The sequence below is a fragment of the Arthrobacter globiformis genome (assembly GCF_003261175.1).
GTDB classification, from domain to species: domain Bacteria; phylum Actinomycetota; class Actinomycetes; order Actinomycetales; family Micrococcaceae; genus Arthrobacter; species Arthrobacter globiformis_A.
The window spans coordinates 162,673-189,410 of sequence record NZ_QLNP01000064.1 but is presented as its reverse complement, the minus strand read 5'-3'; the positions used below and the strand labels follow the sequence as shown (position 1 = coordinate 189,410).

Genomic DNA, 26,738 nt, shown 5'->3' with positions numbered 1-26,738 from the left:
GCGGCGAGATCGGTGCCGTCGGCAACGGAGACCTGGCCGGCGTGGATGGAGCGGCCGATGCCTACTCCGCCGCCGTGGTGGAGGGAGACCCAGGTGGCGCCGGAGGCGGTGTTGAGGAGGGCGTTGAGCATGGGCCAGTCGGCGATCGCGTCCGAGCCGTCGGCCATGGCTTCGGTCTCCCGGTACGGTGAGGCAACGGAGCCGGAGTCCAGGTGGTCGCGGCCGATCACGATGGGGGCCTTGACCTTGCCTTCCTTGACCAGTTGGTTGAAGAGCAGCCCGGCCTTGGCGCGTTCGCCGTAGCCCAGCCAGCAAATGCGGGCCGGCAGGCCTTCGAATTCGACGCGCTCGGCGGCGGCGTCGATCCAGCGGTGCAGGTGCTGGTTCTGCGGGAAGAGCTCCTTGATGGCTTTGTCGGTGACGGCGATGTCCTCGGGGTCACCGGAGAGGGCGACCCAGCGGAACGGGCCCAGGCCCTCGCAGAACAGCGGGCGGATGTAGGCCGGGACGAAGCCGGGGAATTCGAAGGCCCGGCTGTACCCGCCCTTGCGGGCCTCGTCGCGGATGGAGTTTCCGTAGTCGAACACCTCGGCGCCGGCGTCCTGGAACTCGACCATGGCCTGGACGTGGCGGGCCATCGATGCCTGGGCCTTTTTGGTGAAGCCCTCCGGGTCAGCCTCGGCTTCGCGGTGCCATTCGTCCACGGAGATGCCTTCGGGCAGGTAGGACAGGGGGTCGTGGGCGGAGGTCTGGTCGGTGACGATGTCGATGGTCAGCTCACCGGCCTTGTGCCGGCGAAGGAGTTCGGGGAAGACCTCGGCGGCGTTGCCCACATAGCCCACGGACCAGCCGCGGCGCTCCTCCTTGGCCTTGAGGACCTTGGCGATCGCGGCGTCGAGGTCGGTCTCCACCTCGTCCAGGTAGCGCTTGCCGGCCCGGCGGCGCAGGCGGGTCTCGTCGACGTCGATGATCAGGCAGGCGCCCTCGTTCAGGGTGACGGCGAGGGGCTGGGCGCCGCCCATGCCGCCGCAGCCGCCGGTCAGCGTCAGGGTGCCGGCGAGCGTGCCGTTGCTGTCCCCGGTGAGCTTCCGGGCGATCGCGGCGAAGGTTTCGAACGTGCCCTGCAGGATGCCCTGCGTGCCGATGTAGATCCAGGACCCGGCCGTCATCTGCCCGTACATCATCAGGCCCTCGGCCTCGAGCCGGCGGAACTCGGGCCACGTGGCCCAGTCGCCCACGAGGTTGGAGTTGGCCAAAAGCACCCGCGGCGCCCACTCGTTGGTGCGGAAAACACCCACCGGCTTGCCGGACTGGACCAGCAGGGTCTCGTCCTTCTCCATGGTTTCCAGGGTGTGGGTGATGGCATCGAACGCGGCCCACGAGCGCACCGCCCGGCCGGTACCGCCGTAGACCACCAGGTCATCCGGGCGTTCGGCGACCTCGGGATCGAGGTTGTTCATGAGCATGCGCAGCGGCGCCTCGGTCTGCCAGGACTTGGCGGTGAGCTCGGTGCCGCGGGCTGCTTTGACCGGGCGGGCACCGGTGGTGAAATCGGCGGGTGCCATGGTGGCTCCTTCGTATCGCGGGAATGTGTTGTATCGCTGTTGCGTGTTGCGGAATGCTGTGTTGTTAGGCAAATCGGGATTCGAGCGAAAGTGCTTCTGTATCAACTAAAGCCCCTCCGCGGCGGGCCAAACAGGGGTTTCCGGCGGGTGCTGTCCGGTATTCCAGACCCACCTGGGTAGCAACTCAGGGTGTTCCCAGCGTTGAGAACGCCCTGCCCTGCGACCTACTTGGTTTGCTACTTCGCCGGGCGGCCGTGGATGCGCACCGAAAGCTCGTCGGCGACTTTTTGGACCCGGGCGGCGAGCACCGGCCATTGGTCCTCCGGCAGCTTGTCCTCGAGGAACGTGACGGCGACTGCCGCCGTCGGCCATCCGAGATGATCCGTGACCGCGGCGGCGATGGAGCCAAAGCCTGGTGTCACCTCACCGTGCTCCGTGGCGTAACCACGCTGCCGCACCTGGTCAAGGTGCGACGACAGGGCGGAGTACTTCATGATGGCACCCTCCACCTCGTGCCGGGCAGTGAAGGCGGCCGCATTCGGATACAGGGCACGGACCTGGGACTTCGGCAGCGCGGCAAGAATGGCCCGGCCACTGGCGGTGAGGTGGCTCGGCAGCCGGACGCCGACGTCGGTCACGAGGGACGGCCGGTTCTTGGCCCGCTCCTCCACGATGTAGAGCACATCCCGCCCGTGCAGGACCGCCAGGTGCGCACTTTCGCCGAGGACATCAACGAGGGAGGCCAGCATGGGCCGCCCAAGCCGAGACAGCGGTTCCTGCCGCGAGTACGCGGAACTGAGCTCGAAGGCGCTGATGCCGAGGCCGTACCGCTGCTCCTCGTGCAGGTGCAGGACAAAGCCGTTCGCCTCCATGACGCCAAGGAGGTGGTACACGCTTGAGCGCGGCAGTCCCAATGCCGTGGCAATGTTCGACGCCGCCATCGGCCCCCGCTTGGAACCCAGCAGTTTGAGGATCCGCAAGGTATTTTCGGCGGCTGGAACTTTCGCCTTGACTGCCGATTCCGGCCGCTTTGCCGCCGTTGCGGCCACCGTGCCTGCCATGTGTCCTCCGGACCTCGCCGTTAAGCTGTCTATCTTGTCTTCAGGTATTGCCGAACCGTGTCCGGTATCCCGTACTTAAGCTTGCGCCCAGCCTGTTCCCCGCATACACGCTTCAGAAACACCCATGTCTGGTATACCGGACATCTCGACCCGCACGCACACACAGTCAGCCCATCGTCCCGCTTTCCCGCGCACGGAGGTAGCGTTTGTCCATGGAACCTCCGCTCAAGGGCAAGGCAGCTCTGGTCTCCGGGGCCACACGAGGGGCAGGTCGCGGTACCGCCGTGGCCCTGGGTGAGGCCGGGGCGGTGGTCTACTGCACTGGGCGAACCACGAAAACCCAGACCTCCGACTATCGTCGGCCCGAGACCATTGAAGAAACCGCAGCCCTGGTCACTGCGGCCGGCGGAACTGGCATCGCAGTGGCAGTGGACCATTTCAACGCTTCGGAGGTGGAATCGCTGGTCCGCCGGATAGACGGCGAGCACGGCCAACTGGACATCCTGGTGAACGACATTTGGGGCGGCGAAAACCTCATCCAGTGGAACACGCCCCTGTGGGAACACGACCTTGACGGCGGCTTGCGGATGCTGCACGGCGCCGTCGACACGCACTTGATCACCAGCCACTTCGCGCTGCCGCTCCTCATCCGCCGGCCGGGAGGACTGGTGGTGGAAATGACGGACGGTACCCGAGAGTACAACGCAGCGCATTACCGGCTCTCGGCGTTTTACGATCTCGCCAAGTCCGCCGTCCTGCGGCTCGCCTTCAGCCAGGCCGAGGAGCTGAAGGCCTTCGGGTGCACGGCTCTGGCGCTGACGCCGGGCTGGATGCGCTCGGAAATGATGCTCGAACACTACGGCGTGACCGAAGCCAATTGGCACGAGGCGGCCGGCGCGAATCCGCACTTCGCCGCCATCTCCGAAAGCCCGCGCTTTGTGGGCCGGGCGGTCGCCGCCCTCGCCGCCGACCCTGACGTGCACCGGCGGACCGGCGACTCCTTCTCCTCCGGCGGGCTTGCGCAGGAATACGGCTTTACCGACGTCGACGGCTTCCGGCCAGACTGCTGGCGCTACCTGGCGGAGATCCAGGAGGCCGGGCTGCCGGCAGACGCCAGCGGCTATCGCTGAAGCGTCGGGAAAACCCAAAGCGCGAACTGGCAGGTAGCGCCCTCAAAACCGGGATTTGAGGGCATCTGCTGCCAGTTCGCTCCAAATTCCGAGCGCAGGGTCTGAGGCCGCACAGTCTGAAATCGAAGACACCAAGCCCCCGTGAGCCTCATCACAGCTCCTTCGAACGTGGTCTGCTGGATAGCGATCCCCCTCCCAATGACGAGAAGGTATTGGCATGCAACAAGCCCAAACAAGAGATGAATTGGCGCCCTTAAGCGGGACCGGAACGGCGCGGACCGCCGTCGGAACCGCCGTCGAAACCGTTCTGAACCGCGGGCTCAACGTCCGCCACATCCGCTTCATGGCGCTGGGCTCCGCCATCGGCACAGGACTGTTCTACGGTTCGGCCTCCGCCATCCAAAAAGCCGGTCCCGCCGTGCTGTTCGCCTACATGATCGGCGGCGCCGCCGTGTTCATGGTGATGCGTGCACTGGGGGAAATGGCCGTGCGGCATCCGGTCTCGGGATCCTTCGGGCAGTACGCCAGCCGCTACCTTGGCCCGCTGGCCGGATTCGTGACCGGCTGGACCTACGTCTTCGAAATGGCGATCGTGGCCATCGCCGACGTCACCGCCTTCAGCATCTACATGGGTTTCTGGTTCCCGTCCGTGGAGCGGTGGGTCTGGATTCTGGCCATCATCTTCCTTCTCGCCGCGCTGAATCTGCTGAGCGTGAAGGTCTTCGGTGAACTCGAATTCTGGTTCACGCTGGTCAAGGTTGCAGCAATTATCGCCATGATCGGGGGCGGAGCGGCCATCCTCGCGTTTGGCTTCCAGAACGGCGACGCCTCGGCCGCCCCGGGCCTGGGCAACCTCGTGGAGCACGGCGGCCTGTTCCCGAACGGCTTCGAGGGGCTCCTGGCCTCGTTCGCCGTCGTCATGTTCGCCTTCGGCGGCATCGAAACCATCGGCATCACGGCCGGCGAGGCAGCCGACCCCAAGAAGGTCATCCCGAAGGCAGTCAACACCGTGCCGGTCCGCGTCCTGCTGTTCTATGTGCTGACCCTGGGAGTGCTGATGAGCCTCTTCCCCTGGAACGAGATCGGCAGCAACGGCAGTCCATTCGTCCAGATCTTCAGCGGCCTGGGCATTCCCGCCGCACCCCACATTCTCAACGCCGTGGTGATAACCGCCGCTCTGTCTGCGATCAACAGCGACATTTTCGGCGCCGGGCGGATCCTCTTCGGTCTGGCCAAGCAGGGCCACGCCCCGCAAAGCTTCGGACGGGTGTCCCGGCATGGCGTGCCGTGGATGACCGTGGTGATGATGACCGGAATCCTGCTGGTGGGAGTGGTGCTGAACGCGCTCATCCCGGAAGATGTTTTCCTGCTCATCGCCTCCATCGCCACCTTCGCCACGGTCTGGGTGTGGGTAATGATTCTCGCCTCCCACGTGGCCATGAAACGCGAGATCGCCCGGAAGGACCTGCCGGCGTCGGACTTCCCCTCCCCGTGGTGGCCGACGGCGTCCGTTCTCACCATCGGCTTCATGGTGCTGGTGATCGCGGTGCTTGGCTTCTTTGAGGACACGCGCGTGGCGCTGTACGTCGGAGCCGTGTGGCTGGGACTGCTGGTGGCCGCCTACCGGCTTTGGGTCAGGGGCAACGGACGACGCCGGGCCCACCTTGAGGACGAGACCTCACCGCTGCCCGTGGTCGCCAAAACTGAGTAGGATTTCCGCGGAAATGTCACGCCGGGCTGGAATTCGCGAAAACAAGTAGTAAGAATGGACAAAGACAGGTACTCAGCGCCTGTTACGCGAGTGCGCGGTGTGATAAATGAGGTAGATGTTACCCGTGTGACGCATGTGATTGCTCCCTAGAGTGGACTACACGGTGCCAGCCGGCTGGGGTAGAGGCCCTGCATGATGTACCGGCCCCGCGCCACCAGTGATTCGACGATTGGTCACACTGTGAAGGAGTGGTCCTCATGTTGGAAATCCAGGCCGGGGCGCCGGCAGAAAATATTCAATCCGGGCGGTTATCCGGCTTCCTGGCCCAGACGCTGCAGCGGGCGCGCACGGCCGCTGTTCCCTACCGGATCGGCGACGTTCTGCTGGGCGACGATCCGTTTAACGGCAGGCGGGAAGGCACCGTGGTGGTCAAGAACGGCCGGTCGATCGGGATCCGGTCCTCGGATCGGGTTTACTTCTACGACCACCGGCAACTGAGGCGACCGGACTAGGCGGGTCATCCCGCCAGTCCCGCCGACGACCAACAGGAGCCGATTCCATGTCCATCGCCAACCTGCCGACTGCCTATCTCACTATTGCCGAGGTGGCCGCAGCCCTGCGCCTTTCCAAAATGACCGTTTACCGGATGGTCCGGGCCGGAACGCTTGCGGCGGACCGGTTCGGCAAGTCCTACCGCGTGCCGGAGTCGGCCGTGGAGGAGTACATCCGGGCCTCAGGCAACCCGGCTGGCTGAAAGCTCAGGCTCCACCCGGGAATGCACCGGCTCCGGCGGGCAGATTGCCCTGAATCGTGGCTGGCTGGGTATACGCCGCCGGCGTTACCATCAGGCATGCTGCCGCTGCAGAATCTCCTGGCCTTCGCTTTGGTCTCCGCATTGCTGATCGCCGTGCCGGGTCCCAGCGTCCTGTTCGTCATCGGACGGTCGCTGGCTTTGGGGCGGCGGGGCGGGCTGCTGAGCGTCCTGGGCAACGCAGGCGGGGAACTGCTGCAGATCGCAGCCGTGGCGGTGGGCCTCGGCGTGGTACTGGCTGAGTCGGTACTGCTGTTCACGGTGGTGAAGTTTGCCGGCGCGGCCTACCTCATCTATCTGGGACTCCAGGCGGTGCTCCACCGCCGGGGCGGGCCTGCGAGCCCGGATCCGTCCAGGCCGGCGACCACCCGGCGGATTCTGCGTGAAGGCTTCATTGTCGGGGCCACGAATCCCAAGTCCGTGGTGTTCTTCGTGGCGGTCCTCCCCCAGTTCGTGGACCATTCTGCCGGCGCCATTCCCGCCCAGCTCGCCCTGCTTGGTGCCACGTTCCTGGCCATAGCGCTGGTTTCGGACAGCGCCTGGGCGCTGGCCGCCGGAACTGCCAGGCAGTGGTTCGCGCGCTCACCCCGCCGGGTAGCAGCTGTAACGACAACTGGCGGGGTAATGATGATCGGTCTCGGCGGCACCCTCGCCCTGACGGGTTCCAAGAGCTAGCGGACGGTGGGTGGGACGGCGGGGATTACCGGGCGGACCAGCCTCCGTCCATGGTGTAGCTGGCGCCGGTGACCATTCCGGCAGCGTCGGAGGACAGCCAGGCAACCAGGGATGCCACCTCCTCGGGTTCCACCAGCCGTTTCACAGCGGACTCCGTAAGCATCACCTTCGCCAGGACCTCCGACTCCGGAATCCCGTGGACACGCGCCTGGTCAGCGATCTGCTTCTCCACCAGCGGGGTCCGCACATAACCGGGATTGATGCAGTTGGACGTGACCCCGTGCTCGCCACCTTCAAGTGCCGTCACCTTGCTCAGCCCCTCAAGCCCGTGCTTGGCCGAGACGTAGGCGCTCTTGAACGGAGAGGCCCGGAGACCGTGCACGGACGACAGGTTGATGATGCGCCCAAAGCCATTCGCGTACATGTGCGGCAGCGCGGCACGGATCAGCAGGAAGGGCGCTTCGAGCATGAGTGCCAGAATCCGCCGGAACGCGACGGGATCGAAGTCCTCGATGGGGCTGATGCGCTGGATGCCGGCGTTGTTCACCAGGATGTCGCAGTCCAGGCTCAGCGCGGCGAGCACCTCGACGTCCAGGAGATCGACAGCCCATGATGTGCCGCCCACCTCATCGGCGAGGGCCGCGGCGCCGGCTTCGTCGACGTCGGCCACCACCACCTTGGCTCCCCTGGCGGCCAGTTCCCGCACGCACGCCGCGCCGATGCCGCTGGCACCGCCGGTAACCAGCGCCTTGCGGCCGTTCAGGTTTTTTTCCACGTCCGGACCTTGTGCGTCCACAGTCTGCTCCTCCAAGTGTCCACGTTGACACGTGCCGCACGCCGTTGACTCGTGCAGCACTTCTAATTCACCCGAGTATTCCTGCAGACGGAACGCGGTTCAATGACTAATCCGGCACTGGATTCGTGCAAAATTGCAGATATGGATGCCAACCCGGACGACCTGCTGGTGCTGCTCGCCGTCTCCCGCTCGGCGAAATTCACGACGGCGGCCCAGGTCCTGGGCCTGAACCACACCACTGTTTCACGCCGGATCGCCGCCTTGGAGAAGGCCCTGGGCGGCCGTGTCCTCGCCCGCGCCTCCGGGGGCTGGGAGCTGACCGAACTCGGCGCCCAGGCCGTGCTGGTGGCTGAGCAGGTGGAAACGGCGGTGCGTGCACTGGGACCGTCAGGCCGCGCGCCTGACCCGGTTACCGGCGTCGTACGCATGACGGCGACCGACGGCTTCAGCGCGTACATCGCCGCTCCGGCGGTGGCCCGGCTGAGGAGGGACCACCCGGGGCTCAGCGTCGAGATCGTCACCGTCACGCGCCGGGCGCTCCAGCAGCGCTCGGGACTGGACATCGAGGTGGTGGTGGGCGAGCCGCAGGTGCACCGGGCCGAGGCGTTCCGGCTGGGCGAGTACGAGCTCGGGATGTACGCGTCCCGCTCGTACATCGAGGCGAACGGAACGCCGGAGTCGGTAGAGGCCCTGACCGCCCATCCGCTCGTCTACTTCGTGGACTCCATGCTGCAGGTGGACGATCTTGATGCACCGCGGCGGCTGGTGCCGGCAATGCGCGACGGCGTCAGCTCCACCAACGTGTTCGTGCACGTCGAGGCCACCCGGGCAGGAGCCGGGGTGGGGTTCCTCCCCTGTTTCATGGCCGACAGGCACGAGGACCTGGTGCGCCTGCTGCCGGGGGACATCGCCGAACGGCTGCCCTATTGGATGGTCCTGCGCCCGGAGTCGATGCGCCGGCCGGCGGTCGCTGCCGTGGTGACGGCGCTGCGCGAACAAACTACCGCGCACCGGGAGTGGCTGCTCGGGCAGGGCAGGGCTTCATCGGCGGCTGACTAGGCGCCGTTTTGAGCGGCCATGAGGGCAGTTACTCAGCAGCCGCTGGCGGCGCAGGGTCGTGGCGCACCTGGGCTCCGGCGGCGAAGGCCCGCACCTTCGCGTCGTCCCAGATGTGCGCGGGCACCGCCCCGCCCAGGAGCCGCCGCGCGAGCTGCGGATCGTCGTCGAACGGCTGGTCGCTGCCGGCCATCACCATGTTGCCGTAGCGGCGCCCCTTCAGCATGGCGGGGTCCGCGATGATGATGGTGTGTTCGAAGGCGGCCGCGATGGTGGCCGCGTCCTCCCGGGCATTCTTCAGGTCCGGACCGTCGCCAGAATTGACCACGTAAATTCCGCCGGGGGCGAGCACCCGGCGGACATGTTCGTTGAATTCGGCCGTGGTCAGCGCAACCGGGGTCACCGCGCCGGCGAAGACGTCCCGGATGATGAAGTCGCGGGTGTCCGGGGTGAGGGTCTCGGTCACAGCGCGGGCCTCGCCGACGCGAAGCCGCAGCAGCGGGGCCTTGGGCAGGTCGAACCAGCCGCGGACGTACTCGGCGAGCTTTCCGTCCAGCTCCACCACCACCTGGCGGGCGTCCGGGTAGGCCGCGTGGAAGTAGCGGGCCAGCGAGCACGCTCCGCCGCCCAGGTGCAGACCCCGCAGCCTGGGCTTGGTCTCAGGCTGCCAGCGGGATTCGATGAGGGCGGACATCCAGCGCATGTACTCGAAGTCGAGGAACAGCGGATCGGCAAGGTCTATGTGGGAACTCATCACGCCGTTGATGCGCAGGAGCCAGCCCGTGGAGTTGTCCTGGTCGGCGATGAGCTCGCAGTCGCCAGTGTCGATGTAGTAGACGCCCTCGACGGGCCCGCCTGCACGCACTCCCTTGGCGACTTCCAGTACGTCGGAGGCCGCTGCTGTGCCTCTTCTGCCGCCTGTTTTGCTGCCCGCGGGGGAACCCGGCTTCCCCCCTGACTTGGTGCGCCGTCCCATCAGTTCTCCGCCGCTTCCGTCATGCTTCAAGCCTAGTTGACCGGGGTGGAGGGGCCTGCCGGGTCAGAGCTCGATACCGGCGGGCGGCGGCAGGCCCCCGCGGCCGTTTACCCCTCCGGGACAGGGGCGCCCTCGCCGTTGCGGATACGCTGGACCATCGCCGTGGTGGAACGCTCTGCCACATAGTCGAGGATGGTGACTGTGCCCCCGTACCCCTCCACGGCCTCGGTTTCGGCCAGCATCTCCGGCGTGTAGTCCCCGCCCTTGGCGTAGATTTCCGGACGCAGCTGTTCGATCAGGGGAATGGGCGTCGGGGTGTCGAAGACGGTCACGTAGTCCACGCAGCTCAGGGCGGCGATCACGGCCGCCCTGTCCGCCACGCTGTTGATGGGACGGCCCGGCCCCTTGAGCTTCCGGACGGAGTCGTCACTGTTGAGCGCCACCACCAGGATGTCGCCGAGCTGCTTGGCCTGGTTCAGGTAACGGGTGTGCCCGCGGTGCAGGACGTCGAAACAGCCGTTGGTCAGCACCACGCGCTGGCCGTCGTTGCGGTGGGCGCGGATGTGCCGCTCCAGTTCGTCTGCCGCCAGGGCGGCGTCGCCGAAGCTTTCCAGGTACCGGCCCAGCTCGTCCGTGCCGCACACCGACGTCCCGGGATGGTGGACCACCACGTCCGCGGCGGCCTGTGCCAGGTCCAGGCTGGCCGTCAGCGGCAGCGACGCCGCACGCGCCAGGGTCAGGGCAGCCACGAATGTATCGCCTGCTCCGGAGGCCTGCTTCTCGGTGGCAGGCCGTGCCCACGTCCGGTGCGGGTTTCCGGCGGCTGGAATGAGGACGGTCCCGTCCCGGTCCAGCGTGACCACGACGGCGCGTGCTCCGGTCGCCTGCAGCAGCTCGCCGGCGTGCTCGGTCACCACCGCCGCGCGCTCGGGCCCGCTGCCCAGCCGGAGGTCAAGCATCCGGGCGGCCTCCTGCGCGTTGGGCGTGACCAGGTCCGGCTCAAGTCCGGCCCACGGTCGCGGATCGTGCGCGTCCACCACCACAAGCGTGTCTTGCCCGCGCCCGGACAGGGATTCGATGAGCCGGCCGCGGACCGGTTCCGCAAGGACGCCCGTTCCGTAGTCACAGATCACCACCGCGTTCTGGCGTCCGACGGCGGCAGGAACCGCCGCCTCGAACGCCGCCAGGGCGTCGGTCGGGACAGTTGCCGCGGTGTCGTCGAGGCGCAGGAGGACCTGACCGCCGCTGCTGATCCGGATCTTGGTGGGGGTGGCCATGTCCGGGTGTTCGGTGAGCAGCGTGGTGTCCACCCCTGCGGCGACCAGTTGGCGCCGAAGTTCCGCGCCGGCGTCGTCCGCTCCGATGATTCCTGCCACACTGACACGGGCGCCGAGTGCGGCCAGGTTCATGGCGGTGTTGGCGGCACCGCCGGGGGCAAAGTCACGCCGGGCGATGTCCACCACGGGTGCCGGGGCCTCGCGGCACATCCTGTCGATCGTGCCGGTCCACCAGCCGTCGAGCATGAAGTCGCCCACGACGGTGACGGCAGGATGCTCCTGGGCCAACCTCCGGGGAAGCCACGCCGCAAGGCCTCGTTGCTCCGAAAGCACCGGTTCGGCGGTCATGACGCCGCCCCGCTGGTTTCCTGATCCGCCGGCGAAGGCGGCGCAGCGATGTGCACCACCTTGACGCGTGTGAATTCGTCCAGCAGTTCCGGACCATAACCAAACCCGTGCCCGCTTTCGCCCCGGGGCTGGGCGGCCCCGCCGGGCGCGCCCCCGAACACCCCGTTGACCTTGACGGTCCCCACCGGCAACGAAGCGACGGCCTGCTGGGCGTGGGCGATGCTGCCAGTCAGGACCGTGGCGGCAAGTCCGTACCGGCCGGCCGCGGCGAGCGTTAGCCCTTCCTCGAAGCTGTCCACCACACGCACCGGAGCGACAGGGCCGAACGTTTCCTCGGCCATGACATCCATGGTGTCGGTGCAGTCCACGAGAACCGTGGCCGGGTAGAAGGCGCCTGGCCCGTCAGGTACCGTCCCGCCCTCCACGGCCCGGGCACCCAGCTGCAGCGCCTCCGCCACGTGCCGGTGTACCGCGTCCCGCATCCGGGTATCCACGAGCGGCGCGAGCGGGCGTTCGGTGTTCCGCTCCCGCGCCTGTCCGGCGAGCGCCTCGCAGAACGGTTCGGCGATGGACCGGTGGACGTAGATCCGCTCCACCGACGTGCAGATCTGCCCGCTGTTGCTGAAGGCTCCGATCGCCGCCTGCTCCGCGGCCCAGCCGGGATCCACGTCCGCGTCCACCAGCAGCGGATCATTCCCGCCGTTTTCCCTGATGACGTAGGCGCCCGTCAGCACGGCCGCCTTCGCAATCCGGACACCAGTCTCGCTGGACCCGACGTGGGCGAACATATCAACGTCAGACTGCTGCGTGAGGAGGGTCCCGACGTCGGCCCCTCCGGTCAGCGTGACCAGCACGTTGGGCGGAAATACCGGCGCCAGCGCCTCCTCCAACAGCTCTCCCAGGTGGGGGCAGCGCTCGCTCGGTTTGTGAATGGCGGTGTTTCCGGTAACCAAAGCGGCCCCTATGAGCCCGCAGGCCACGGCGACGGGATCGTTCCACGGCGTCAGGAGCACGGCCACGCCGCGCGGCTCCGCCACGGTGTAGTCCGCTGCGAGCACGTTGCCGCGAAGACTGTGACCGCGGTGTACAGGACCTAGCTCCGCATACTGCTCCAACGTGGAAACACCGGCGGCAATACCGGCAAGTGCCTCCTCCACCGGACGGCCGGTCTCCTGGGCGTTGAGATCCGCAAGTCCGGCAGCCGCCGCCTCCAGCGCCTGGGCGGCCTCGCGCAGCAGCCGGCCCCGCTCCCCGGGAGGCGTGGCACCCCAGCCGGGTTGGGCATCGCGGGCCGCCGCCACGGCTCCTGCCACATCATCTGCCCCCGCGACGGAAAGGCTGCCGACGGTTTCCCCGGTGCGCGGGTTCAGGATGGTGAGCGTGTCTTCCTCATTCGCCAGCTCGCTGGTGATGGTGGATTGCATGTGGCTCCTCACTGGGTTGGCCTGTGCCTGCCGGGCGTCCGTTCCCGCCCTCTCTGCGGTGATCCGTACCCCGGCGCCGGGCGGTTTACACGCGCCTCCGGCAGGAGTTTTCTGGGCCGGCAGGCCGGGTCTTACCGAGCTGGCAGGGCGGGCATGACTGAGCTGGCATGCCGGGTTTTCCGAGCTGGCAAAACAGGCCCGATGCACCGTAGGGTTGGCCCCACTGATCCGATCCCGACCTGAACGCATCCCGACCAACGATCCGGAGCCGAGAGGGCTGACACCATGGAACTCTTCAACGCCGACTTCGGCGGAGCACGCATCACAGGGCACGGAATCGGCCCGGTCTTGGAACCCTTCAGCGGCGTCTCCCGTATCGCTGTTCTCCGTGGCGGCGGGCTGGGCGACCTGATGTTCGCCCTCCCGGCGGTGGCAGCCCTAAAGGCCGCTTATCCGGACGCCAGCGTCACCCTGCTGGGCACGCCAATTCATGCTGAGCTGCTGTCCCAGACCATGGGACCTGTGGATGAGACCGTCATCCTGCCTTTTTCCGAAGGTGTCCGCCCAGGACCGGAGGACGACGAGGAACTGGAAAAGTTCTTCACCGAAATGCGCGTCAGGAACTTCGACCTCGCCGTCCAACTGCACGGCGGCGGGCGCTACTCAAATCCCTTCCTGCTCCGGCTCGGAGCCCGGCACACCGTGGGCACCAGGACCCCGGATGCGGCTCCGCTGGAGCGTACCGTGCCGTACCTGTACTACCAGCACGAACCGCTCCGGGCCCTCGAGGTGGCAGGATTTGCCGGTGCCCCTCCCCGCGAGCTCGAAGCCAGACTCCAAGCGCTGCCGGAGTTCGGCCAGCAGCTCGCGCAGGACCTGCCCTTGGGGAACGGCGGGCCCGGAGACCACCCGACACTCGTGATCCATCCGGGCGCGACGGATCCGCGCCGGCGCTGGCCCGCCGAACGATTCGCCGCGGTGGCGCGGAAAGCCGCCGACGACGGCTTCCGGGTTCTTGTGGTCGGCGACAGCAGTGAAAAGGAACTGGCCGAAACGGTGGTGGAACTCGCCGTCGAAAATACCCGCACCGACCGGTCCAACGCTGCCCGCCCGGCCGTAGAGTCACTCGCCGGCAAGCTCAGCCTGGGCGAGCTCGCGGCACTGCTCGCGGGCAGCGACGTCGTGCTGGCCAACGACAGCGGACCCCGCCACCTGGCCCAGGCCCTGGGCACACCAACTGTGGGCATCTACTGGACAGGCAACGCCATCAATGCCGCCCCGCTGGGGCGCAGCCTGCACCGGGTCCAGCTGGGCTGGGCCACGCGCTGCGAGGTGTGTGGCGTGGATATGACGCAGGTCGGATGGACGGCCCCACGGTGTCCTCATGACGAGTCCACCGTGAAGGCCGTCGAACCCGCCGAGGTCTACGAGGACGTGCTCCAGCTCACGGCCACGACCCCTCTTCTTCGTGGCAGATAAGCATTTCACGGACCTCGCAGCCGGTGGGCTGAGACAGCGCGAACAAAATCGCCTGTGCCACGTTGCCGGGGTCGTTCAGGCGTGAGTCGTCCTGCGGCTTGTACTGCTCGGCCCGGTCATCAAAGAAGCGGGTCTTCATTCCGCCGGGAATCATGGTGGTCACGCCGATCTGACCGCCCGTCTCAGCCGCCAGCGAATGGCTGAAGCCCACTACTCCAAATTTTGAGGCGCAATAGGCGGTGGCCTCCGGCGATGCCCGCTTGCCCAACGTGGACGCAATGGTGACCACCCGCCCCCGGGACTCCTTCAGATACGGAAGCGCCGCCCGGACAACGGACACTGTGCCCATCAGGTTGACCCCGATGACGCGTTCCCACTCGTCCGCGGCCACGTCCTCCAGCTTGCCGCACCTGTCGATGCCCGCCGCGGTGACCACGGCGTCTAGCCCGTCCAGGGTTTCCGCGGCCTGCTGCACCGCCTCGGTCACGGCGATGCGGTCCGAGACGTCCACTTCAAAGGCCTTCACCGCGGACACGTTCCGGATGTCCCGGTCCAGCACCACCGGCGTTCCGCCAGCTTTCAGTACGGCATCGACGACGGCGGCCCCCAGACCGGAGGCACCGCCTGTTACCAGCACCCGGCCGGGCTTGAAAGTCGATTCAGTCATGGTGTTCCTTTCGCTTGGGACTAGTTCAAGTTTTGGTATGCAGGTCAGCTGACCTTCGCCAGGGCGTCCGCGAGGACGGACGTGGACCGGGCCTGGTGGAAGGGGACCGTCATGCAGCGCCCTCCCCAGCTCTCGACCAGCCCTGCTTCGGGCAGCTCCGACGCGCGGTAGTCGCCGCCCTTTACCCAGACGTCCGGCCGCAACGTTTCCAGGCAGGCCTCCGGGGTGTCCTCCCCGAAGACCAGGACGGCGTCAACGCACTCGAGTGCCAGAAGGAGCTCGGCTCGGTCCTGCTGGCTCACAATGGGCCGCTGCTCACCTTTGATCCGGCGCACCGATTCGTCAGAGTTCAGGCACACGATCAGGCAGTCGCCCAGGTCCCTGGCAGCCGCCAGCGTGCGGGCGTGGCCGGCGTGCAGGAGGTCGAAGCAGCCTCCCGTGGCCACGACCGTTCCTCCGTTGGCGCGCACCCGCCGGGCAAGGTCCAGGGCGTCTTCCTCGCGGCTGTGGTGCCAGACCGGCCGGTGGCGGTCGGGCAGGGAGGCCACTCCGCCGGCGCCGAGGAAAGCTGCCGCCTCGTTGATCGCGAGTTCCGCCGCGTCGCTGAGGCTGCGGCCCTCCGCGAGGTGTACGGCCAGGCTTGCCGCGAGCCGGTCGCCGGCGCCGCAGGGATCAGTCACTTCGGTGGCAGGGGCCGGAATGGCCAGAGGCGAAGTGTCGCGCTGGGACAAAGTGCCGCCCTGCTCGCCCATGGTCACGAGGACCGCCTGGCTTTGCCAGCGGTCCAGCAGCGTTTGGCCGACGGCGGCAACCGCCGCGGGCGTTCCGGCTCCCGAATCCACGGTGCCGGAACCTGCGGCCTTGGCAGCCTCGGACAAGTTCGGGGTCACTACGGCCACCCCGGGCACGGGTGCGGCGCCGGAGGGGTGCGGATCCCACACGATCGGAATGTCGCCGGCACGGGCGGCGAGGAGGTCGCGAATCTCCTGGTTCGCGGCAACACCCCGACCATAATCGGCCACCACAATCGCTTCGGCGCGCTCCAGGGCCCTGAGCATGCCCGCCGTCGCCGCCGGCACCTCCGGCCGCCCGCATCCCTCATCCACCCGCACCACCGGCTGGCGACCCGCCCGGACCCGGGTCTTTACCGGGGTCCTGGCACCGGAAGGCCCGGAGACGACGTGTACCCCGGCGAGGGCGCCTTCCAGCTCAAGGGAGGCGTCGTCGTCGGAAAGCACTGTCACGAGAGTGACGCGGTGGCCGTCACGGGCCAGCATCCTGGCCACGAGTCCGGCACCGCCGGCCCGCCGCCGGACGTCGGAGACGTCCACCACCGGGACCGGCGCGTCAGGGCACAGCCGGGTTGCCTCGCCGGAAAGGTCCACGTCCAGCAAAACGTCGCCAACCACTGTGATCCTCACCGGCGATCAGCCCCCGGCCCAGGAACACCCTGGCCCTTGCGGACCACCTCGGCTTCGAAGGCCCGGCAAATGGCGTGCAGCGCAATCAGGTGCCCCTCCTGGGCGTTGGCCGAGATCGCATCAATGGCCACGGCATCATCGCAACAGGATGCCAGCGGGTTGGGCGCCGGCCCGGTCAGGGCCCACGTGGTCACGTTCAGCCTGGATGCCGCCTCTGCTGCACGGAGCAGGTTGGGGCTCTGGCCGCTCGTGGACAGCAGTACGAGGATGTCCCCCGACCGGCCGTGGGCGCGGACCTGCCGGGCGAAGAGCTCTTCGTAGCCGTAGTCATTGGCAATCGCCGTGACGGCGGAACTTTCCGCGTGCAGGGAGATCGCGGAAAAAGGCATCCGCTCGCCGTCGAACCTGCCCACAAGTTCCGCGGTCAGGTGCTGCGCCTCGGCGGCGGAGCCGCCGTTTCCGGCGGCAAGCAGTTTCTGCCCGCTCAGCAGGCGCTGGGCCAGCTCCACGCCCCAGTCGGCCAGCCTGTCTGCCTGGCTTTCCAGGGACCGCAGGGCGGGCAGGACGTTTTCCAGGTGTGTCCGCACTGCCTCGCGCGCGGCCGGACTGGCGTCGTGCGGGGCGCCGTCGTGCCCGGCCTCTTCCGGGGAGGAGACCCCGTCCGGAGAGGGAAAACCCGGTGTGCCAACCCGGTGCATGGCAGGAAGCTCAGCCTCCCGCAGGGATTCCGCAGTCACAGTGCCGCTCCTTCCATCGGTTCCAGCCGGCCCGCGTCCGCAGTGCCGGCGATGGCCAGCTGGTAGGCCTTTTCGGTTTCGGCGGCGACCCTGCTCCAGGAGTAGCGGGCCTTCGCCCGCCGCTCGCCGGCCCGCCCGAGCTTGGCCCTGAGTTCGGGGTTGGCCAGCAGGGTGCCGACGGCCTCTGCGATGGCTTCGGGATCCTTCGGTGGCACATGCAGGCCGGTCCCCCGGTCGACCACGCTGTCTGTCAGGCCTCCCACCGCAGCGGCGACCACCGGAACACCGCAGGCCATGGCCTCAAGGGGAACAATGCCGAAGGGCTCGTACCAAGGAGTGCAGACCACAGCGTCCGCACTCCGGAAGATTCCGGGCATGGCCTCCCGGGCCACCTGGCCCCGGAGCTCAACATGGTCCGCCACGCCGAGGTCCCGGGCAAGGTCCAGCAGCCTGCGCGCCTCCGGATCCTGCCCGCCCGTGTCCGCGTCGCCGCCCACAATGAGCAGCTCGACGTCGTCGAAACCCGCCTGCAGCAGATACGGCAGCGCGCGGATCACCAGGTCCATGCCCTTGCGCGGGACCAGTCGGCCCACGGACAGGATGCGGTGGGAGCGGGAGGGACGGTCGGCCAGCCCGTCACTGGAGAAGAGGTCCAGATCCACCCCGCAGGGGGCGATGGAAACCCTGCGCGTATCAATTCCCATTGCCCGCAGTTCGAAAACCTCGTCAGAACACGTGGCCACGATCCGGTCGGCTGACCGGCCCACGGACGGTTCAAGGAAACGCCGCTCGGCCGGGCTCGTGTCGGCGGCGCCCTGATGGCGGCGCTTGACCGTGCCCAAGGCGTGGAAGGTCTGGACCACGGGCACCCGGAAGCCGCCAGAATCACGGCGTGCAGCGTCCAGCGCGGCGACGCCGGACATCCAGAAGTGGCTGTGCACCACGTGCGGCGGCGAGTCGCCCCAGTCCTGGACCACTCCGTCCGCCAGGGCGCCCATGAAGGGCAGCAGTTCATCCTTGGGCACGTGTTCGGCCGGCCCGGCGTCCACGTGCACCACCTCGAGCCGGGGTTGCACCCGCACCCTCGTGGGCAAATCGGGCGAGTCACGCCTCGTGTAGACCGTTACCCGATGGCCCCGACGGGCCAGCGCCGACGAAAGGGCCGCCACGTGGACGTTCTGGCCGCCGGCATCCACTCCGCCAAGCGCTGCCAAGGGGCTGGCGTGTTCCGAAATCATTGAGATCTTCAATGGATATTCCCTTCTCGCGCCGCGGTGAGGGCATCCGGTCCGGACCCCTTCAGAGCTGCATCGCCGGATGGCGCCCCCTCCAAAGGCTCCAGCCGCCCCTCCCCCTGAACTTTCCCTCCGCGGCCGGCCGGCACCAGGTCCGCCAGCAGCTCGTCCCAGTCGGCCAGGAAACGGTCCAGCCCATAACGCTCCAGCGCCGCCTCCCGGGCAACTTTGCCCCGTCGCCGGGCCTCCTCCGGATCGTTGACCAGCTGCCGGGCACACCGGCGCAGCTCCTCCACGTCAGTGGAGATGCAGCCTGCCTCAGGCGGGACGGCCCGTGCCGCCTCGGTGGTGGCCAGCGCCAGGACCGGCATGCCGAGGTGCATCGCCTCCAGCAGCGCCAGCCCTAGGGAGGTCCAGCGCAGCGGGTGCAGGTATGCCCGGCAGCGCGCCAGTTCATGGTGCAGCTCTGCGGTTTTCAGATCGCCCCGGACGGTGAGCTGCGCCGAAGGGATTCCCGTAGCCTGCGCCAGCCCGTCGCCGCCCATGCCGAAGACCCGGAGCGGGGCTGCGGTGGCGAAGCGCGGGAGCAGGTCCGTGCCGGTCACCCGGCCGCGGCGCACCGGTTCGTTGACTACTACGCCCAGCTCCGGGACCCCGCCGGTGTAAAGGTAGCCGGGGTCCGCGATGCCATGCTCGATGACCCTGGTCGGTGCGCGGCCGCTGTCCCAGAACAGCTCGTTGAAATGGGTCACGTGGACGATCGGGATGCGGTTCTGGTCCCCGAGCGGATGGACGGTAGAGGGAACGTCACCCTTGGGGGTGTTGTGTTCCACGTACACGGCGGGAAGGTCCACGCCGGCCCTGCGGCCCAGGACGCGCGTCACCTCCTCGGCTTCCTCCGGACGCTGAAGCACGACGGCGTCTATGCTGCCAGCGTCCAGTTCCGCGAACGCGACCTCCCGCACGGAAGCAGGCCAGGGCCGGCCCGCCCGGCCCAGTCCCCAGGGTCCGCCGCCGGGCAGGACCGGCAGCAGGTACTCGTGCCGGCCGCGGACAAAGGCGTCCGTCCATGACCCGTGCACGTGCCAGAGCAGGATTCTCATTGTTTCCGGACCTTTCTCCGTGTGCTGAGCGAGGAGACCCCGCTCAGCAGGCGTTCCACCGCGTCCACCACCTGCTCCGGCGAAACCGAGCTGAGGCAGGGGTGTCCGGGTACCGGACAGTCCCGCGCGCGACTGAGCCGGCACGGCGCGTTCTGGTCTCCCAGCAGCTCCAGCGGAACGCCGTACGGCGCCCACCTCACGGCCGGCACAACCGGGGAAAACAGGCTCACGACCGGGGTTCCGACCGCGGCAGCCAGGTGGGCGGGACCCGTGTTCCCGGTGACCACGACGTCCGCGTTGGCGAGGACGCCGGCCAGTGTGGATAGGTCCGTCCGGCCGCCCAGGTCAATGGCTGACGGGCCGGCAACGGTTGCGGTGAGGGCCGTCTCCCCGGGGCCGCCGGTCACCACCACCCGGTGGCCGGCGCCCTCCAGCAGCTCCACGGCAGCCGCATGGTGCAGCGGGGGCCAGGCCCGGGCCGGAACCGTTGCCCCCGGGTGGACCACCACGTAGGGGCCCTCCCCCACCAGGTGCCGGATGCCGGGAGGGTCCTTGACCATGAGCTTGCCGTCGTCACCCGTCCTGAGCTGGAAGCCCGCCGCCCGGGCGATGCGGAGCGCCCGCACGGACTCCGGCTGGTCCTCGGGAAAGTCCTCGCCGGGTTTCAGCCTGACGTCCAGGAGGGAGCCCGCGTAGTCGGTGGACGCCCCGGTGATGCGCTCCACACCGGCCAGCCGCAGGAGGAGGGCCAGCGGAAGCGGCGACTGGTGAAAGGAGGTGAGGATGACGGCCTCGGTGATGCGGGAATTCCGGACATAGCCCACCAGCGAGTCCAGATGCGGTCCGGTGACCGCCGGAGCAGGGTTGCTGATCCACGGGGTGTCCCAGGCAAAGACGTCGGCCACGTTGGGCAGCAGTGAGGCCGCCGACTGGCCCTGCGGTCCGCAAAGCACGACGACGTCGTTGGGGCTGCCGCCGTCGGCCCGCCGTCCGTTCGCCACGGCCCGGACTGCCGGGCCCGCCAGGAGGACGTCACCGACGCTGTCCAGCCGGGCCACGAGGACCCTGCTCATGCCGGTCCGCGAAGCAGCAGCGCAACGGCCTGCTCGAGGTCCGCGGCTACCTCGGCGGCGGCCTCGACTTCTTCGCTTCTGGTCTGCGGAGTGGGAACCAGGACACCCCGTGCGCCGGCGGCTGCGGCCGCCTCGACGTCGCTGCCGATGTCGCCGATGAAGGCCGCCTCCGACGGATCGATGCCAAGGCGCCGGCAGGCGCTGTGAATCATGCCCGGCGCGGGTTTCCGGCACAGGCAGCCGTCACCAGCTCCATGGGGGCAGATTTCCCAAACGTCAAAGGGGCCCAGCAGGTCCTCCACCCGCGCGTTCACACTGTCCACCTCCGCCGCCGTCAGGAGGCCGCGGGCAATGCCCGACTGGTTGCTCAGGACGCCGGTGGCCACGCCGCGGCTGCGCAGTCCGTCGAGGACCCTCCGCGCACCGGGGTACGGCTCGACCCTCTGCGGATCACCGTTGTAGGGCACGTCGACCACGAGCGTCCCGTCCCGGTCGAACAGCACAGCCTTGAGCGTCAAAGCGTTAGTTGCCATACCCCCTCCGTTCCCCGACCGGCAGAGACCTAAACAACCGGCCGCTCACTTCTTCTCGGCTAGACTCCTCGACAGGCGGCCCCGCAGAGCCAACATGGGGAGGAAAAGGACGGCAGTGGAAGCAACGAACGGCAAGCACGAACAACCGGTCCTGCTGGTTCTGCGGGCACTGAAGCTCGGCGACCTGCTGGTTGCTGTGCCGGCGCTCCGCGCACTGCGGCGCGCCTATCCGGAACACCGCCTGCTCTATGCGGCCCAAGACTGGCTGGAAGATGCGCTGGAGCTGGTGGGCGGGTACGATCTGCTTCCCACGCACGGCCTCGATGTTCCGATTCCCATCGAGGCAGGCAAGGTCGACATCGCCGTGAACCTGCATGGCAGCGGACCGGAAAGTGAGGCCCGGCTCGCCGCCGTCCGGCCCAGGACCGTCGTCGGCCATCGGACCCCGGAGCGGCCGGGTCCGGCCTGGCTGGAGGAGATCCATGAGCGGGAGCGCTGGACCAGGCTTCTGCAGTGGCACGGCATCGAGGCAGAACCGGACGATTTCCGGCTCCTTCCGCCGGCCGTCCCCAGCCCCTGCCCCGGGGCCACAGTGCTGCACGTGGGGGCCGCCTACGGCAGCCGGCTGTGGCCCGAGGACCGCTTTGCCGAGGTGGCCCGCGCCCTCTCAGCGGATGGCCACCGGGTAGTGTTCACCGGCAGCTCGGCCGAACGGCCGCGCGCGCTGGATGTTGCACGGCTCGCCGGGCTCCCGGAAAGCCAGGTCCTGGCGGGGCGGCTGCGGCTGGCCGAATTCATGGCCGCCATCGCCGAGTCCCGGCTTGTGGTGTCCGCAGACACCGGCGCCGCGCACCTCGCCTCAGCGTATTCGCGGCCGTCGGTGGTTCTTTTCGGTCCGGCCCCGGCCGAGGTTTGGGGACCGCCGCCGGGACCGCACATCGTGCTGACTGACGCTCAGGTGCGCCGCGGCGACACCTTTGCGGCCACCCCTGATCCGGCCCTGCTGGCAGTTTCGGTGGAAGATGTCATGGCGGCTGTGGGGCAGCTCCGGCTGACCTGATCCGCGCTGGCCCGGTCGCCGCCCGCCCTGGCGCTGCGGGCGCTGCCGCCGTCCCGGTCCCCGCTCCGGCCTTCCCCGCTCCGGTCCTCCTCATCGAGCAGCCGGCGCTGCAGCCAGACCAGGATCCGGGACAGCCGCCGGGACACCTGCATCTGCGAGATGCCGAACCGCTTGCCGAGTTCTACCTGGGTCTCCTCGCGGAAGTAGCGCCGGTACAGCATCTCCCGATCGTCAGGGTCCAGCTCCTGGATTGCCTCGTGGAGGCACACAAGTTCTTCGAGGTGCTCTATCGGCTGGTCCGGAGAGACCAGCCCCTCACCCATGGTCGGCCCGCCCCAGGGATCCGGGCTGTCCAGCGAGTCGGGATGCATGCTGCTGCCGGCTGCCTGCGCTTCGCGGACGTCAGCCGGTGAGACGCCCAGTTCGCTGGCCAGTTCCTGGGCCGAGGGAACACGGCCCAGGGACTGGGCCAGGTCAGGGGCAGTGTGGAGGAGCTGCGTCCGGACGTCCTGGATGCGGCGTGGCGGCCGGACGGTCCAACACCTGTCCCGCAAGAAGCGCTTGAGTTCGCCGCTGATGGTGGGCGCCGCGTAGGCAGGAAAGCTTTCGCCCTTCTCCTCATCGAAGCCGCGGGCGGCCTTGATGAGCCCCAGATAGGCCACCTGGACCAGGTCTGAGCGCTCCCGTCCGCGGGCTGCAAAGCGCGAGGCGAGGGATTCGGCCAGATCCAGGTAATTGAGCACCAGCTGGTTCTGGAAAGCATCATGCAGCCGCCCCGTCTGGGGCGCCACCGGGGTCGCTGGCCGGAGTGCTGTGTGGGCGGGGAAGGACGCGGGCAAGGAGGGCGGGGTTTCTGGCATTGTCGTGGGTTCCTTCGATTGGGAGGTCGAGAAAGCCTGCGGCAAGACTTAGAAGAAGGAAATCATAAGCGTGCTTATTACACAATGGCCCGGGGCGTTAGGCTCGAAAGAAGCACCAGGGCCACGGCACCGTTACCAGGCCGCCTGGCCGCCACATTCCACGGCAATGGACGGAGCGGATTTCATGCGTATCGCGATCACGGGTGCCAGCGGCAATGCAGGGACAGCGCTACTGCGCAGGCTTCAGAAGGCCCGGCAGGAACACCCCGGCGGGCTGGAACTGGTGGGCATCAGCCGCCGCGCACCGGACACTTCACGGCCGCCTTACGCGGGCGTGGAGTGGCACACCCTCGACGTGGGCGGCGACGGTGCGGTCCAGGACCTCGCCCAGGCCTTTGCCGGCGCAGACGCCGTGGTGCATCTGGCCTGGCAGATCCAGCCGAACCGGGACCTCCCCCTGTTGCACCGCACCAATGTCACCGGTACCGCCAACATGCTGGCAGCCGCCCGGGAAGCTGGCGTGCTTCACGTGGTGTGCGCCTCCTCGGTGGGCGCGTACAGCAAGTCGCCCAAAGACCGCCGCGTGGACGAATCCTGGCCGCCGGGGGGCATGGACGGCTCACACTACAGCAGGCACAAGGCGGAGCAGGAAAAGCTGCTGGACGGGTTCGCGGCGGACAACCCCTCGATTGCCGTGGCCAGGCTGCGCCCCGGGCTCATCTTCCAGGCTGAAGCCGGAAGCGAAATCGGCAGGTACTTCCTGGGGTGGGTGCACCCGAGGTTCGTCCCGCGCTGGCCGGCCTTGCCAATATTGCCTATTCCCGACCAACTGATCTTCCAGGCGGTGCACGCCGACGACGTCGCAGACGCGTACTGGCGCGTGCTTGAGCGCAGGGCCAGCGGGGCCTTCAATGTGGCCGCCGAACCGGTGGTCACGCCGCAAAACCTGGCTCGGCTTTTTTCGGCCCGAAGAATTCTTCCCATCCCGGCCCGCGCGCTGCACGCCTTTGTCGGCGGCACCTGGCGGCTGCGGCTGCAACAGACCGACTCGGGATGGGTGGAGATGGCTGTGGGTGCACCGGTCATGGACACCGGGCGGATCCGGAACGAGCTCGGCTGGGAGCCGCACACACCGTCACTTAAGGCCATTCAAGAGGTGATTGACGGCATGGGCAAAGGGGCCGGCGTGCCGGCCTCTCCGCCGCTCAAACCGCGGCGCAGCCTCTTTGCGCCCATGCGCCGGCGCTAGCTGCCCAGCTGCCAGTCACGGTGGGCATCAACAGCCGACGGCGGGCTGGCCGACGGCGGGATAGAACGTCCGCTTACGGAAAACGGACGACGGCGGCTACTCGCGCGGGGTGTTCCGCCGCGTAGCGTCCGTGGTGGCGTCAGCATCCGGGTGGGCATCAGCATTGCGTGCGTCGGCGTCACGCATGTCATCAGCGCGACTGCCAGTGTCCCGATCAACAGTGTCCCGCGCGCCGTCGGCCCTCCTGTCGTCTGCCCGCGCGTCGCCAGTTCCGGCATCCGCCCGTGCATCGTCGCGCCGGTTGCCGTCCTCGTCCACGTCCGGGTCAAGGGCGTTCGCCTTGTACTGGTGCTTCTCTGCATCCGTCCGGAGGTCCTGGGCTGCAGACTGCTTCTGCTCGGCCTCCTGGCGAAGCCGGGCCGCCTCTACCTGCGCTTTCTCGGCGTCAGCCTTGGCGTGCATGGCCCGCGCCTCGTTTTCGCGCGCCTCAAGGTCAGCGTTCTCCGCCTTCCTGCGGATCTCCGCTGCGTGCTGGCGGTTCTGCTCATCGCGCTTCTGCCGGAACGCCTCCCTGCGCTTGCGGCTGGACATCAGAAGCACCACAACGAGTGCGATGACGACGATTACAACGACGATCCAAATCCAGGCACTTGGGTTCACAGTGGATCCACCTCTCTCTTTTCCAGTACGTGACTATCCGGCAGGGCCCGGTCACCTGCGTCCGGCATAACGCCGGAGCGGGCGGCCGGTTGAACTAGCGGCCATCAGGGTACTTACTATCTAATAGTAATCATGCTTACTATTTTATGGCGAGTGATTGCCGGTTGTACTCAACCCGAGATGCTGGAGAGGTACCAACCATGACCGAGAACCAAGGACCGCAGGGCGCAGGGGCACGCCGGCTCAGTGACGCGGAAAGCGCAGGTCCCGAACCGGCCGGCGGCGGCCCGCGCAGCAGCAGCCCGGGCCAGGATCCCAACCCGCTGGCCTCTGGCCAGCTGGCCGAGACCCCGCAGTCAGACACGCGGATGGCGGACGATCCGCTGGACGGAAAGCAGCCGGCCGACGATCCGCTGGGCACCGACCCGTTGACCCTGGACCGCCGCAACCCACCCAGAGCGCCCGGACAGTAGCGGCTGGCGCCCAAGGCGACCAGTTGCACAACCCACGAGCCCAAACCCCTGACAGCGGGCAGGGAAACGTTCCGTGACTTCCGGAACATGGCCCCACCCGCGAACGAAAGGATGCCCAATGGCTACGAAAGAAGCCCCGGAAACCAGCACAGCAAAGGCGGGCAGCGCGCCTGCCCCGGATGACACACGAAAGCCCGACAGCCCCACCGATGTGGACAAGCCGTCATGGAAGTACATTGCCCGCAAGACCCTGCGTGAATTTACTGGGGACCAATGCCCCGACCTCGCGGCCGGACTTACCTACTACGCGATCTTCTCGCTCTTTCCCGCCCTGCTCGCCCTCGTTTCGCTGCTCGGCATCTTTGGACAGGCGGAAAAGACGACGTCGGCACTCCTGGAAATCGTCCAGGGCGTCGCGCCCGGGCAGGCGGTGGAGATGATCCGCGGACCTATCCAGGAGCTGACCACCTCGCCGGCAGCCGGCTTTACCCTGGTCATCGGTCTCGCGACAGCCATCTGGTCCGCGTCGGGGTATGTGACCGCGTTCGGCCGGGCGATGAACCGGATTTATGAGATCGATGAGGGCCGGGGATTCGTGAAGCTTCGCGGCACCATGCTCGGCGTCACAGTGGTCTCCCTGATCATCGTTGCGCTGCTCGCCGCCATGCTGGTTATCAGCGGCCCGGTGGCTGAGGCCGTCGGCAATGCCATGGGGCTAGGCGGAGTGTTCCTGACCGTGTGGAACATCGCGAAGTGGCCGGTCATCGTCGCGCTGGTGATCGTGGTCATCGCCATCCTCTACTACTTCACTCCCAACGTCCGACAGCCAAAGTTCCGCTGGATGAGCATTGGTTCCCTCATCGCCCTGTTGATCTTCGTGCTGGCCTCGGTGGGTTTTGGCTTCTACGTGGGCAACTTCAGCAACTACAACAAGACGTACGGCGCCATCGGCGGCGTGATCGTCATGCTGCTGTGGCTGTGGATCCTTAACATGTCCCTGCTTTTTGGTGCCGAGTTCGACGCCGAGATGGAGCGTGGCAGGCAGCTACAGGCCGGCATTGAGGCCGAGGACACGCTCCAGCTCCCGCCCCGCGATACGAAGAAGAGCGACAAGCTCCAGGAGAAGGAAGAGGAAGACATCCGCCTGGGACGCGAACTGCGCGAGAAGTACAGCGACCAGGGCAACGGCAAAGACGACAGCGACCAGCACGGCACCGGCAAAGACGGCGGCGGCCGGCACGGCGGCCAGGACGGCGACCGCCGGAACGGCGGCGGCGGAGCCACCGCCAGCCGGGGCAATGGCAGCAGCCACTGAACGACCCTGAGGTGAACCCCGGGCAGCTGCCGCCACAGGTTGC

General features: G+C 67.8%; 26 protein-coding genes. 11 read left to right on the top strand and 15 right to left on the bottom strand.

Annotated elements, in window-relative coordinates; translation table 11 throughout:
• Positions 1-1,565, bottom strand: a 1,565-nt coding sequence (locus DBZ45_RS07835; RefSeq protein ID WP_111903344.1) for a urocanate hydratase, incomplete at its 3' end; no start/stop codon positions are given.
• Between the two features lie 236 nt (positions 1,566-1,801).
• Positions 1,802-2,626, bottom strand: coding sequence for an IclR family transcriptional regulator (locus DBZ45_RS07830; protein WP_111903343.1), 825 nt, complete (start codon positions 2,624-2,626; stop codon positions 1,802-1,804).
• A gap of 212 nt (positions 2,627-2,838) precedes the next feature.
• On the opposite strand from DBZ45_RS07830, the gene DBZ45_RS07825 reads away from it, so the two are divergent.
• The 5 genes from DBZ45_RS07825 to DBZ45_RS07805 all read left to right on the top strand — a co-directional run bounded on the left by DBZ45_RS07825 (position 2,839) and on the right by DBZ45_RS07805 (position 6,953).
• Positions 2,839-3,756: an SDR family oxidoreductase gene (locus DBZ45_RS07825; RefSeq protein WP_111903342.1), complete on the top strand. Its 918-nt coding sequence runs from the start codon at positions 2,839-2,841 to the stop codon at positions 3,754-3,756.
• A gap of 217 nt (positions 3,757-3,973) precedes the next feature.
• Positions 3,974-5,467 (top strand): amino acid permease, encoded by a 1,494-nt coding sequence (locus tag DBZ45_RS07820; RefSeq protein ID WP_190243056.1) that lies wholly within the window; start codon positions 3,974-3,976, stop codon positions 5,465-5,467.
• Positions 5,468-5,724: 257 nt separating this feature from the next.
• The gene (locus DBZ45_RS07815; RefSeq protein ID WP_111903341.1) at positions 5,725-5,979 is read left to right on the top strand and encodes a hypothetical protein; all 255 of its coding nucleotides are present in this window, start codon (positions 5,725-5,727) and stop codon (positions 5,977-5,979) included.
• Positions 5,980-6,026: 47 nt separating this feature from the next.
• A complete protein-coding gene (locus tag DBZ45_RS07810; RefSeq protein WP_111903340.1) occupies positions 6,027-6,221 on the top strand; it encodes a helix-turn-helix domain-containing protein in 195 nt (64 codons plus the stop codon).
• 96 nt (positions 6,222-6,317) lie between these two features.
• The gene (locus DBZ45_RS07805; protein ID WP_111903339.1) at positions 6,318-6,953 is read left to right on the top strand and encodes a LysE family translocator; all 636 of its coding nucleotides are present in this window, start codon (positions 6,318-6,320) and stop codon (positions 6,951-6,953) included.
• A 25-nt stretch (positions 6,954-6,978) separates the two neighbouring features.
• Here the strand turns inward: DBZ45_RS07805 and DBZ45_RS07800 are convergent, their stop codons facing one another.
• A complete protein-coding gene (locus DBZ45_RS07800; RefSeq protein ID WP_111903371.1) occupies positions 6,979-7,728 on the bottom strand; it encodes a 3-hydroxybutyrate dehydrogenase in 750 nt (249 codons plus the stop codon).
• 162 nt (positions 7,729-7,890) lie between these two features.
• Here DBZ45_RS07800 and DBZ45_RS07795 point away from each other — a divergent pair, with 162 nt between their 5' ends.
• Positions 7,891-8,808: a LysR family transcriptional regulator gene (locus DBZ45_RS07795; protein WP_111903338.1), complete on the top strand. Its 918-nt coding sequence runs from the start codon at positions 7,891-7,893 to the stop codon at positions 8,806-8,808.
• A gap of 28 nt (positions 8,809-8,836) precedes the next feature.
• On the opposite strand, the gene DBZ45_RS07790 is transcribed toward DBZ45_RS07795, so the two are convergent.
• The 3 genes from DBZ45_RS07790 to DBZ45_RS07780 all read right to left on the bottom strand — a co-directional run bounded on the left by DBZ45_RS07790 (position 8,837) and on the right by DBZ45_RS07780 (position 12,830).
• Positions 8,837-9,781 (bottom strand): spermidine synthase, encoded by a 945-nt coding sequence (locus DBZ45_RS07790; protein ID WP_223256975.1) that lies wholly within the window; start codon positions 9,779-9,781, stop codon positions 8,837-8,839.
• A gap of 107 nt (positions 9,782-9,888) precedes the next feature.
• Positions 9,889-11,406 carry a D-glycero-beta-D-manno-heptose 1-phosphate adenylyltransferase gene (rfaE2, locus tag DBZ45_RS07785; protein ID WP_111903337.1) on the bottom strand — a complete coding sequence of 506 codons (1,518 nt, stop codon included), beginning with the start codon at positions 11,404-11,406 and terminating at the stop codon, positions 9,889-9,891.
• Positions 11,403-12,830, bottom strand: coding sequence for an aldehyde dehydrogenase family protein (locus DBZ45_RS07780; protein WP_111903336.1), 1,428 nt, complete (start codon positions 12,828-12,830; stop codon positions 11,403-11,405). The genes rfaE2 (DBZ45_RS07785) and DBZ45_RS07780 overlap by 4 nt, the downstream gene beginning before the upstream one ends.
• A 285-nt stretch (positions 12,831-13,115) precedes the next feature.
• Here DBZ45_RS07780 and DBZ45_RS07775 point away from each other — a divergent pair, with 285 nt between their 5' ends.
• Complete coding sequence (locus DBZ45_RS07775; RefSeq protein WP_111903335.1) at positions 13,116-14,309, top strand: glycosyltransferase family 9 protein; 1,194 nt, start codon at positions 13,116-13,118, stop codon at positions 14,307-14,309.
• On the opposite strand, the gene DBZ45_RS07770 is transcribed toward DBZ45_RS07775, so the two are convergent.
• The 7 genes from DBZ45_RS07770 to DBZ45_RS07740 are packed head-to-tail and all read right to left on the bottom strand — an operon-like array spanning position 14,275 to position 21,078.
• Positions 14,275-14,976, bottom strand: coding sequence for an SDR family oxidoreductase (locus DBZ45_RS07770; protein WP_111903334.1), 702 nt, complete (start codon positions 14,974-14,976; stop codon positions 14,275-14,277). The genes DBZ45_RS07775 and DBZ45_RS07770 overlap by 35 nt on opposite strands.
• A gap of 44 nt (positions 14,977-15,020) precedes the next feature.
• Entirely contained in the window at positions 15,021-16,397 is a 1,377-nt protein-coding gene (gene rfaE2 / locus DBZ45_RS07765; RefSeq protein ID WP_111903333.1) for a D-glycero-beta-D-manno-heptose 1-phosphate adenylyltransferase, read from the bottom strand.
• A complete protein-coding gene (locus DBZ45_RS07760) occupies positions 16,394-17,134 on the bottom strand; it encodes a D-sedoheptulose-7-phosphate isomerase (RefSeq protein WP_223256974.1) in 741 nt (246 codons plus the stop codon). Before DBZ45_RS07760 ends, rfaE2 (DBZ45_RS07765) begins: the two co-directional genes overlap by 4 nt.
• Positions 17,131-18,384, bottom strand: a complete 1,254-nt coding sequence (locus DBZ45_RS07755; protein ID WP_111903332.1) for a glycosyltransferase — start codon at positions 18,382-18,384, stop codon at positions 17,131-17,133. The genes DBZ45_RS07760 and DBZ45_RS07755 overlap by 4 nt, the downstream gene beginning before the upstream one ends.
• A complete protein-coding gene (locus DBZ45_RS07750; protein WP_111903331.1) occupies positions 18,381-19,472 on the bottom strand; it encodes a glycosyltransferase in 1,092 nt (363 codons plus the stop codon). The genes DBZ45_RS07755 and DBZ45_RS07750 overlap by 4 nt, the downstream gene beginning before the upstream one ends.
• Positions 19,469-20,545 carry a glycosyltransferase family 9 protein gene (locus DBZ45_RS07745; protein WP_111903330.1) on the bottom strand — a complete coding sequence of 359 codons (1,077 nt, stop codon included), beginning with the start codon at positions 20,543-20,545 and terminating at the stop codon, positions 19,469-19,471. Before DBZ45_RS07745 ends, DBZ45_RS07750 begins: the two co-directional genes overlap by 4 nt.
• Positions 20,542-21,078 (bottom strand): D-glycero-alpha-D-manno-heptose-1,7-bisphosphate 7-phosphatase, encoded by a 537-nt coding sequence (locus DBZ45_RS07740; RefSeq protein WP_111903329.1) that lies wholly within the window; start codon positions 21,076-21,078, stop codon positions 20,542-20,544. The genes DBZ45_RS07745 and DBZ45_RS07740 overlap by 4 nt, the downstream gene beginning before the upstream one ends.
• Positions 21,079-21,172: 94 nt before the next feature.
• Here DBZ45_RS07740 and DBZ45_RS07735 point away from each other — a divergent pair, with 94 nt between their 5' ends.
• A complete protein-coding gene (locus tag DBZ45_RS07735) occupies positions 21,173-22,138 on the top strand; it encodes a glycosyltransferase family 9 protein (protein ID WP_111903328.1) in 966 nt (321 codons plus the stop codon).
• Here the strand turns inward: DBZ45_RS07735 and DBZ45_RS07730 are convergent.
• Positions 22,033-22,998 (bottom strand): sigma-70 family RNA polymerase sigma factor, encoded by a 966-nt coding sequence (locus DBZ45_RS07730; RefSeq protein WP_111903327.1) that lies wholly within the window; start codon positions 22,996-22,998, stop codon positions 22,033-22,035. The two genes, DBZ45_RS07735 and DBZ45_RS07730, sit on opposite strands and share 106 nt — an antisense overlap.
• 184 nt (positions 22,999-23,182) lie before the next feature.
• Between DBZ45_RS07730 and DBZ45_RS07725 the strand changes: the two genes are divergently transcribed.
• A complete protein-coding gene (locus DBZ45_RS07725; RefSeq protein ID WP_111903326.1) occupies positions 23,183-24,247 on the top strand; it encodes an NAD-dependent epimerase/dehydratase family protein in 1,065 nt (354 codons plus the stop codon).
• A gap of 96 nt (positions 24,248-24,343) precedes the next feature.
• On the opposite strand, the gene DBZ45_RS07720 is transcribed toward DBZ45_RS07725, so the two are convergent.
• On the bottom strand, positions 24,344-24,907 hold the full coding sequence (locus DBZ45_RS07720; RefSeq protein ID WP_111903325.1) for a hypothetical protein: 564 nt from the start codon (positions 24,905-24,907) through the stop codon (positions 24,344-24,346).
• A gap of 200 nt (positions 24,908-25,107) precedes the next feature.
• Between DBZ45_RS07720 and DBZ45_RS07715 the strand changes: the two genes are divergently transcribed.
• Together DBZ45_RS07715 and DBZ45_RS07710 are read left to right on the top strand one after the other, a co-directional pair.
• Entirely contained in the window at positions 25,108-25,380 is a 273-nt protein-coding gene (locus DBZ45_RS07715; protein WP_111903324.1) for a hypothetical protein, read from the top strand.
• Between the two features lie 118 nt (positions 25,381-25,498).
• Positions 25,499-26,695 carry a YihY/virulence factor BrkB family protein gene (locus DBZ45_RS07710; protein ID WP_111903323.1) on the top strand — a complete coding sequence of 399 codons (1,197 nt, stop codon included), beginning with the start codon at positions 25,499-25,501 and terminating at the stop codon, positions 26,693-26,695.
• The last annotated feature ends 43 nt before the right edge of the window (positions 26,696-26,738 follow it).